This is a genomic window from Nocardioides sp. GY 10127, from assembly GCF_004919085.1.
Lineage (GTDB): Bacteria > Actinomycetota > Actinomycetes > Propionibacteriales > Nocardioidaceae > Nocardioides.
Map to the genome: position 1 here is coordinate 22,010 of NZ_STGL01000016.1, position 7,742 is coordinate 29,751.

Annotated in this window: 7 protein-coding genes; all 7 read left to right on the plus strand. The window is 72.5% G+C overall.

Features of this window, described 5'->3' with window-relative positions:
- The first annotated feature begins 1 nt into the window (after position 1).
- The 7 genes from E8D37_RS19510 to E8D37_RS19540 all read left to right on the plus strand — a co-directional run bounded on the left by E8D37_RS19510 (position 2) and on the right by E8D37_RS19540 (position 7,360).
- A complete protein-coding gene (locus tag E8D37_RS19510; protein ID WP_136571476.1) occupies positions 2-1,369 on the plus strand; it encodes a flagellar biosynthetic protein FliO in 1,368 nt (455 codons plus the stop codon).
- Positions 1,366-2,343, plus strand: a complete 978-nt coding sequence (gene fliP, locus E8D37_RS19515) for a flagellar type III secretion system pore protein FliP (protein ID WP_136571477.1) — start codon at positions 1,366-1,368, stop codon at positions 2,341-2,343. The genes E8D37_RS19510 and fliP overlap by 4 nt, the downstream gene beginning before the upstream one ends.
- A gap of 146 nt (positions 2,344-2,489) precedes the next feature.
- Positions 2,490-2,759, plus strand: a complete 270-nt coding sequence (locus tag E8D37_RS19520) for a flagellar biosynthetic protein FliQ (RefSeq protein ID WP_136571478.1) — start codon at positions 2,490-2,492, stop codon at positions 2,757-2,759.
- A 49-nt stretch (positions 2,760-2,808) separates the two neighbouring features.
- On the plus strand, positions 2,809-3,576 hold the full coding sequence (locus tag E8D37_RS19525; protein ID WP_136571479.1) for a flagellar biosynthetic protein FliR: 768 nt from the start codon (positions 2,809-2,811) through the stop codon (positions 3,574-3,576).
- A gap of 2 nt (positions 3,577-3,578) precedes the next feature.
- A complete protein-coding gene (locus E8D37_RS19530; RefSeq protein ID WP_136571480.1) occupies positions 3,579-4,781 on the plus strand; it encodes an EscU/YscU/HrcU family type III secretion system export apparatus switch protein in 1,203 nt (400 codons plus the stop codon).
- A 159-nt stretch (positions 4,782-4,940) separates the two neighbouring features.
- On the plus strand, positions 4,941-6,995 hold the full coding sequence (gene flhA / locus E8D37_RS19535; protein ID WP_136571481.1) for a flagellar biosynthesis protein FlhA: 2,055 nt from the start codon (positions 4,941-4,943) through the stop codon (positions 6,993-6,995).
- The gene (locus tag E8D37_RS19540) at positions 6,992-7,360 is read left to right on the plus strand and encodes a hypothetical protein (RefSeq protein ID WP_136571482.1); all 369 of its coding nucleotides are present in this window, start codon (positions 6,992-6,994) and stop codon (positions 7,358-7,360) included. Before flhA ends, E8D37_RS19540 begins: the two co-directional genes overlap by 4 nt.
- Positions 7,361-7,742 lie beyond the last annotated feature (382 nt).

Genomic DNA, 7,742 nt, shown 5'->3' on the forward strand with positions numbered 1-7,742 from the left:
CATGGGCGAGCTCGCGATCCGCATGGTCGTCTCGCTGCTCGTCGTGGTCGGCCTCATGCTCCTCGTCGCCAAGGTCGCGATGAAGCGCGGCAAGGGCGTGCGCGCCACCGGCCTCCAGGTCGTGGGGCGCCAGCAGCTCGGCCGGGGCAGCGGCCTCGCCGTCGTGACCGTCGGCGAGCGCCTGCTCCTGCTGGGCACCACCGAGTCCCAGGTCAGCCTGCTGGCCGAGCTGGACCCGGCCACTCTCCCCGCGTCCCTGCGCGGCGCGCTGCCCGGGCCCGCCGTCGAGGCCGCGGCCGAGGAGCCCCTCGAGCTGGACGGGCTGGACCTGGACGACCTGGACGGGCTCGAGGTCGTCGACATGGACACCACCGGCGGAGCCGACTTCTCGGCGCTGCTCGCGCTGGCCCAGGCCGGCACCGCTCCCGCTGCCCCCGCCCAGGCCGCTCCCACCGCCGCTCCCACCGCTGCTCCGACCGCTGCTCCCGCCCAGGCCGCTCCCACGGCCGCTCCCACCGCTGCTCCCACCGCCTGGTCCACGCCGCTCCCGGCCTCCACCAGCGCGCTCGGCCAGGGCCAGCGGGTCTCCGGCCTCGCCGTCTCCGGTCTGCCGGAGCTGCGCCGCCCGTCCGTGCCCACCACCGTCACCGTGACCGCCACCGCCGTCGGGGCCGCTGCCGCAGCCCCCGCCGCCCCGCAGGTCACCGCCCCGCAGGTCGCCCCGGTTGCTCCGGTCGTCCCTGTCGCGGAGGCCGCCGCCTCCCCCGTCGACGCCCTCCTCGCCGACGCCCCGGTCGACCCCGAGCCGACCCGCGCCCCGCTGGCGTCGGCGCCTGCCGAGCCCGTCTCCCCCGTCGCCGCGCCCACCCCGGTCGTCGACGAGGACGAGGCCGCCCGTCAGCTGGCCCGCGTCCGTGCCGCCGTGGCCGACGCCCGCCCGGTGACGCCGCTCGACGTGGCGCAGCGCGTGTCGGCGGTCCGTACCGACCGTTCCGACCTGTCGGTCCAGGCTCCCGCCGCGGCCGACCGCGAGGCCGCCTCGGCCCTCCAGGAGGCCGCCGAGGACGACGAGGTCGCCCGGGCCACCGCCGAGGCCGGTCAGTTCATCGCCGCCCTGTCCGCCGCGCTCGCCGCGACCGAGCCCACTGCGGCTCCGTCCGGCACGACGTCCGCCGGTCTCACGCAGCCCACGGAGCTCTCCCGCGCCGGGCGCAGCCGCACCCGCCGCCGCACCCGGGGCGGCAAGCCCGTCGGGGACGCGCGCCCGGAGCAGGTGCTGCCCCAGCCGCAGGGCCCGCTGGCGGGCTCCGTCCTCTCCCCGCAGACCTGGCGCCAGGCGGCGCAGGCGGTCAGTCGGCGCGCGTCATGACCCTGCCCCACGAGGGCGCCGGCACCGCCGGCGCCCCTCCCGCCCTGCCCTCGACCGGGCCGTCCACGGCTCCGTCCGCGTCCGTCCGCCCCGTGGGCCGCCACCGCGCGGAGCGCCCCCGGCGTCCGCTGGTCCGCGCCGTGGTGCTCGGCCTTGCCGCCCTCGCTGCGCTGGCGCTCATCCTCCTCCCCGGTGCGTTCCTCGACTCGGCCTCCGCCTCCGGCACCAATGGCCCCGAGTTCAACTGGGGTTCCGGCACGATGACCGGTCCGTCCGTACCGGGCTCCGGCTCGCTGGACCCCACCGGTGACGGCTCGGTCAGCGTCGACGTCACCGGCCTGACCCGCAAGCCCAGCGAGTCGGTCGCGCTCTTCATCGCGCTCACCCTGCTCTCGCTGGCTCCCGCGATCGTCCTGACCTGCACGAGCTTCACCAAGATCCTCGTGGTGCTGGGCCTGACCCGCAACGCGCTCGGCCTCCAGCAGACGCCGCCCAACCAGGTGCTCGCCGGACTCGCCCTCTTCCTCAGCCTGTTCATCATGGCGCCGGTCCTCTCCCAGATGAACGACGCGGGCGTCCAGCCCTACATGGACGGCACGCTCACCGCGCAGCAGTCCTGGGACGCCGGCATCGAGCCGCTCCGCTCGTTCATGCTGGACAACACCGAGGACGAGGAGCTCGCGACCCTGACCCGGGTGGCGGGCCGTGAGCTGCCCAGCGACCGGGCCGACGTGCCGCTCACCACGCTCATCCCGGCCTACGTGCTCTCCGAGCTCAAGGACGCCTTCATCATCGGCTTCATCATCTTCATCCCGTTCCTGGTCATCGACCTGGTCGTCTCCGGGGCGCTGATGGCGCTGGGCATGATGATGATGCCGCCGGTCATGGTGTCGCTGCCGTTCAAGCTCCTGCTCTTCGTCCTCGTCGACGGCTGGGCGCTGATCATCACCGCCCTCGTCCAGAGCTATGCCTAGCGGCCCTGGCCGCCACCTCCCGCTCTCGCCCCGCGCACTTCTTCGCGCACCCCGCACCACCACGCTGCCGGCCGCCACGACCGGCCCTTCACCGGACGATCCCGACCGTCCGGACAGTCCCTCCCACCCCGACCAGTGAGGCTCCCGTGACCGACACCGCCGTCCTCCAGCTCGCCACCATGACCATGGCGGTCGCGCTGAAGCTCTCCGCCCCGATCCTGCTGACCGCCCTGTCGGTCGGCTTCACGGTCTCGCTGTTCCAGTCCATGACCCAGATCCAGGAGTTCACCCTCGCCTTCGTCCCGAAGGTCGTGGCCGTGGGCGGCGCGCTCGTCGCCAGCGGCAACTGGATGCTGCACACGCTCATCCAGTTCACCAACGACGTCTTCGCGATGGTCCCCTCCCTGCTGGCCTGATGGCCGCCGGACCCCACCCCGCCTCCCCTCCCCACCCAGGACGAACCCCATGACCCTGACCGTCGACGGCGCGCCGATGCTGGCGTTCCTCCTCGCGTCGCTGCGGGTCGTGGCCTGGCTGGTGATCGTCCCCCCGTTCGCCACCCGCGCCTTCCCCACCACGGCCAAGGTCGTGCTCGCGCTGGGCCTGTCGATGGCCATGGCCCCCGCCCTGGCGGACGACCCGGTGCCGGTGGAGCTCTGGAGCATCGCGGTCGTCGGCCTCACGCAGGTCGCCATCGGCGCCGGCCTGGGCTACCTCACGATGCTGATGCTGAGCGTGATCTCGGCGGCCGGCTCCCTGCTCGATGTCTTCGGCGGCTTCGCGCTGGCCCAGGGCTTCGACCCGCTCGGCCAGAACTCCTCGACCGTCATCGGCCAGCTGCACAACATGCTGGCCACGATGCTGCTGTTCGTCTCGGGCGGCTACCTGGTGGTCGTGGCCGGCCTGCTGCGCACCTTCGAGGTGCTGCCCCTGGGCTCCGCCCCCAGCACCACGGACGGGATCGGCCTGGTCACGGCCGCCTTCAGCCTCTTCATCGCGGCCGCCGTCCAGGTGGCCCTCCCCATGGTGGCCGTCCTGTTCGTGGCCGACCTCGGTCTCGCGCTGATGACGAAGATCGCCCCGCAGCTCAACGCCATCCAGGTCATGTTCCCGGCCAAGATCGGGCTCACCCTGCTCCTGGTGGGGCTCAGCTTCACGGTCCTGCCCGACGTCACCTCCCGGATGGTCGACCACGCGATCCGCGTGATGTCGGCCTTCGCCACGGGGGGCTGAGCGTGTCCGGGGAGAAGACCGAGAAGCCCACAGAGCAGAAGAAGAAGCAGTCCCGCAAGGAGGGCCAGGTCGCCCGGACCCAGGAGTTCGGCGGCTGGCTCACGATGCTCGCGTTCGCCGGTGCGGCGCCCACGCTGCTCGCGCGCGAGGCGGAGACGCTGCGGGAGTTCATGGTCCACGCGCTCCGGGTGGCCGAGACGCCGACCCCGGAGAACGCCCTCGACCTGCTCACCACGGGCGTCCAGGGGGCCTTTCTCACCATCGTGGCGCTCGGCTCCGCGGTGATGGTGCTGAGCGTCGCGGCCAGCCTCGCCCAGGGCGGCTTCTTCCTCGCCACCAAGTCGATGAAGCCCAGCTTCTCGAAGTTCGACCTGGTGAAGGGGACCAAGCGGCTCTTCGGCCCCCAGTCCTGGTGGGAGGGCGCGAAGATGCTGATGAAGACCGGCCTGCTGGGGGCCCTCGCCTACGGCACGATCACCTCCGTCATGCCCCTGCTCGGCGGGCTCATGCCGACCGCGGTCGTCATCGACGTCGCGGGCGGCGAGGTCTTCCAGCTGCTGCGCTTCGTCGCTGTGGCCGGCCTCCTCATGGCGGGCGTCGACTACCTGGTCTCCCGCCGGCGCACGATGAAGCAGGTGAAGATGACCAAGGAGGAGGTCAAGCAGGAGCACAAGAACACCGAGGGCGACCCGCTCCTGAAGTCCGCGATCCGCGCCCGGCAGATCGCCACGAGCCGCAACCGGATGATCGCGGAGGTCGCCGAGGCGGACGTCGTCCTGGTCAACCCGACCCACGTCGCCGTCGCCCTGCGCTACCAGCCGGAGAAGGGCGCCCCCGTCGTCGTCGCCCGCGGCTCCGGTGCCGTGGCGGCCCGCATCCGCGCCGCCGCAGCCGAGAACGGGGTCACGATCGTCCGCGACGTGCCGCTCGCCCGCGCGCTCTACCGCTCCACCGACGTCGGCATGGTGATCCCGACCGAGCTCTTCGCCGCGGTCGCCCAGGTGCTGGCGTTCGTCATCGGCCGGCGCGGCCGCTCCGCCATGCCCACGCCGCACGACTCGCCCCGGCGCAGCTCCGAGGACCTGCCGGACGTCCAGGACGCCACGCGGCGCCGCCGCCAGGCGATCGCCGACCGCGCCAAGGCCCGCGCCGCCCGGAACGCGGCCGGTACACCGGCGTCCGCCGGGCCTCGTCGCGCCGCCTGACCGACCCTCGCACTGCACGTGTCGGGGCTCGGGTGCCCAGCGGGGTGTCGGGACCCCTCAGGTCCGGCCGGCGACCGCCGATCGGAGACCTGACGCCAGGACGGCGCCACATCGCCAGGGACGGCTCCACGACAAGCGACCCCGCGGAGTCACCGTCCCATGCTGCAGAACGCATCGAAGCTCGGCGTGCCCATCGGCATCGTCCTCATCGTCGTCATGCTGGTCGTGCCGCTGCCGTCGCCCGTCCTGGACATGCTCATCGCCCTCAACATCACGGGCGCCCTGCTGGTGCTGCTCACCGCGATGTTCGTCAACCGGCCGCTGGACTTCAGCGCGTTCCCCGCCGTCCTGCTCGTCATGACCCTCTTCCGCCTCACGCTCAACGTGTCGGCGACGCGACTGGTCCTCATCGACGGCTACGCCGGCAAGGTGATCGACACGTTCGGCCACTTCGTCGTCGGCGGATCGCTCATCGTCGGCCTGATCATCTTCGCGATCCTGCTCATCATCCAGTTCGTCGTCATCACCAAGGGTGCCGAGCGCGTCGCCGAGGTCGGCGCCCGGTTCACCCTCGACGCGATGCCCGGCAAGCAGATGGCCATCGACGCCGACCTCAACTCCGGGCTCATCGACGAGGACACCGCCCGCCGGCGCCGCCAGGAGGTCCACGCGGAGGCCGACTTCTACGGCGCGATGGACGGTGCCTCGAAGTTCGTCAAGGGCGACGCGATCGCCGCCATCATCATCACCGTCGTCAACCTCATCGGCGGCATGGGCGTGGGCCTCCTCCAGCACGGCATGAGCCCGGGCGAGGCGGTCACCACCTACTCGCTGCTCTCCGTCGGTGACGGCCTCGTCTCCCAGATCCCGGCCCTCCTGCTCTCCGTGGCCACCGGCCTCGTCGTCACCCGCAGCGCGGGCGAGTCCGACATGGGCTCCGACATCCTCAAGCAGCTCGGCGCGCGCAGGATGCCGCTGCAGATCGCCGGCTTCGGCGCGCTGGCCCTGTGCCTCATCCCCGGGCTCCCGAAGATCCCGTTCCTCGCCGCCGGTGGCGCCATGCTCCTGTTCTCGCTGCGCGTCAACGAGAACGCCGAGGACGAGCAGCAGGCCGCCGAGGCCGAGCAGCAGGCCGCCGAGCAGGTGCAGAGCGACCACCCCGAGCGCCTCGCCGCGGAGATCCAGGTCGACCCGCTGGGCCTGGAGCTGGCCGCCGACATCATCGACCTCGTCGACCCCGCCCACGGGGGCGACCTTCTCCAGCGCGTCCGCGCCCTGCGTCGCAAGGTCGCCTCGGACCTCGGCGTGGTCGTCCCGCCCGTCCGCACGCGCGACAACCTCGAGCTGCCCCCGCACACCTACGCCATCAAGCTCTTCGACGTCGAGGTGGCTCGCGGAGAGGCCCCTCCGGGGAGCGTGCTCGCCATCGGCGAGTTCCTCGGCAGCCTGCCCGGCACGCCCACCCAGGAGCCCGTGTTCGGGCTCGAAGCCAAGTGGGTCCCCTCGACCCTCCGCGCGCAGGCCGAGCTCTCCGGTGCGACCGTCGTGGAGCGCTCGGCGGTGATCACCACGCACCTGTCCGCCGTGGTCACGCAGTACGCCTCCCGCCTCCTCGGTCGCGAGGACGTCCGGATGCTCACGGACGTCGTGAAGCGCACCCACCCGAACGTCGTCGACGAGCTCACGCCCAGCCAGCTGTCCCTCGGTGAGGTGCAGCGCGTCCTCCAGAGCCTCCTCGACGAAGGCATCGGCATCCGCGACCTCGTGCGGATCTACGAGGCGTTGTCCCTGCGCGCCCAGTCGTCCAAGGACCTGGACGCGCTCGTGGAGGCCGCCCGCACGGCCCTGGGCCCCGCCGTGGTCGCCCCCCACGTCGTCGACGGCACCGTCCACGTCATCACCTTCGACCCGCAGTTCGAGCAGCGCATGCTCGAGGGCCTGCGCGCCACCGACCAGGGTCCGATGATCGTCCTCGACCCCATGTCGGCCCACTACCTGATCGGCGGTCTCGCCTCCCTCGTCGTCGAGGCCGAGAACGCGAACCTGACGCCCGTCCTGGTCTGCGCGCCGCAGCTGCGCGCCGCCGTCCGCCGCATGGTCCGCCCGGCCGTCGAGCGGCTGCCCGTCCTCGCGTACCCGGAGCTCACCGGCGCCGCCCAGATCCGTTCCGTCGGCGTCGTCGACGGCACCGCCCAGGTGGGTGCCGGGGCATGAACCTGTTGTCGGCACCGGTGCTCGGAGGAGCCGCCCTCTGCGTCTCCCCCGCGCTCTACAGCGCCTGGGAGGGGAGCCTCGGCCTCGAGGCGGCCCTCACGCGCTACCTGGTGGCCGTGCCCATCTGCTGGATCGTCCTCAGCATCTTCGAGGCCATGGTCGGTCCGGTGGACCGCACGGCCAAGAAGCCGGACGCTCAGCCGCCGGCCGCCCCGGGCTCCTCGTCCGGGCCCCTGGGCTACTCGGCCCAGCAGGTGGGCGGCTTCGGCACCAACAGCGGTGGCTCCGCCCCGCAGCTCGGCTCGTCCGACCCGTTCTCGTTCGGGGACGTGGACGACTCCCGGGACCCGTTCTCCGCTAGCTGAAGCCGGGCTCCGTCCGTCACCGGGGACCAGGGGTGCCCGGACGTGGAACGACCCGCAGGTGTGGCCGCGGCTCGATGAGCCGGGCCGCCTCCGCCGGACGTTCGCGGAGCACCTGCGGGTCGGGTGACTGCCAGGTAGTGCCGGCAGCTGCTGCGACGTCGGTCGCAGGTTCGCCCTGGAAGGACGACTGCCTAGCGGGCAGTCACCTCACGCGTCCAGAAAGACTTCATCTCTCGGACCACCTCCTTTCCCGTGTCCGTCCACGGTAGGCAGAGGCGGACGCTCGGACAACCGATTAACCACCGGAGCCAGCGCAAGCACGCAAAAATGCAGGGCGCCTGCTGAGGAGCACTCGTTGGTGCTTCTACTCAGCAGGCGTCCT

Excerpts from the sequence above, each read along its gene's own strand:
- E8D37_RS19540 (WP_136571482.1), top strand. The coding sequence starts at position 6,992 with ATGAACCTGTTGTCGGCACCGGTGCTCGGAGGAGCCGCCCTCTGCGTC.
- E8D37_RS19525 (WP_136571479.1), top strand. The coding sequence starts at position 2,809 with ATGACCCTGACCGTCGACGGCGCGCCGATGCTGGCGTTCCTCCTCGCG.
- flhA (WP_136571481.1), top strand. The coding sequence starts at position 4,941 with ATGCTGCAGAACGCATCGAAGCTCGGCGTGCCCATCGGCATCGTCCTC.
- E8D37_RS19510 (WP_136571476.1), top strand. The coding sequence starts at position 2 with ATGGGCGAGCTCGCGATCCGCATGGTCGTCTCGCTGCTCGTCGTGGTC.
- fliP (WP_136571477.1), top strand. The coding sequence starts at position 1,366 with ATGACCCTGCCCCACGAGGGCGCCGGCACCGCCGGCGCCCCTCCCGCC.